Raw genomic sequence first — 866 nt, 5'->3', positions numbered from 1 at the left:
TAGGGTCTGTATAGAATTCAAATCAGCGGCAGCCAAATAAAGACACAGGCTAGAATCACAGCAGCTTCATAACTGTCTTTAAGCTTATCATAGCGTGTCGCAATACCTCTGAAGTGTTTTAATCTAGCAAAGGCGTTTTCTACCAAGTGGCGACAGCGATATAAGTACCAATTTAGCGTATTGTTGTTGCTTTTTGAATTTGACTTAACCGGTATTACTGATTCAGCACAGTACTCAAAGATACAATCTCTTATGTCGCTACTGTCATAGCCTCTATCCGCTACAACCGCCTTAGTCTCTTTTTTAATGGTGCTTTTAATTAAAGCGTTAGCCATTTTAGAATCATGTACTTGTCCTCCTGTCAGCTCAACGTGGACAGGATTACCACAAGCATCAACCATTAAATGCAGCTTACTACTATTACCAGCAACGCTGGTACCGATGGCTTCATCATGACAACTAGCAGCGCCTGCACTGTGTTGATGCGCTTTTACCACGCTACCATCTATAAATAACCATTCGCTATCATAGTCTGCTGTTACTATTGACATCAGTTGCCGCCATTTACCCGTTTTACGCCAATAGCGGTACTGATGATATATAGCAGACCATTTGCCAAAGCAAGACGGTAGGTCGCGCCAAGGACAGCCAATACGTATGCGGTATAACATCGCTTCAACGGTTAATCTTAGATTGGGCTTGTTATATATGTTGATTTGTCGCAATATATTAGACAGCTTTTGCCATTGTTCATCAGTGAGCATGGTACGAGCCATAAGTGACGCCTTTTCTCTTTGTTGTGGTAAACAAGAGTTTAAGGCGTTGCTTATTTTTTTCAACTATTCCCTAATTCTATACAGACCCTA

The 866-nt window shown here is 41.2% G+C and carries 1 protein-coding gene; it reads right to left on the bottom strand.

The window, feature by feature from the left end:
• Window positions 1-17: 17 nt before the first annotated feature.
• The gene (locus JMY06_RS11690; protein WP_201532558.1) at window positions 18-776 is read right to left on the bottom strand and encodes an IS5 family transposase; all 759 of its coding nucleotides are present in this window, start codon (window positions 774-776) and stop codon (window positions 18-20) included.
• Window positions 777-866 lie beyond the last annotated feature (90 nt).

This window comes from Psychrobacter urativorans (genome assembly GCF_904846675.1).
In the GTDB taxonomy this organism is placed as follows: Bacteria; Pseudomonadota; Gammaproteobacteria; order Pseudomonadales; family Moraxellaceae; genus Psychrobacter; species Psychrobacter urativorans_B.
This window is presented reverse-complemented; position numbering and strand designations above follow the sequence as displayed.

What these genes read in the sequence shown, in the direction of transcription:
- JMY06_RS11690 (WP_201532558.1), bottom strand. Translation starts at nt 776, where the DNA reads ATGGCTCGTACCATGCTCACTGATGAACAATGGCAAAAGCTGTCTAAT.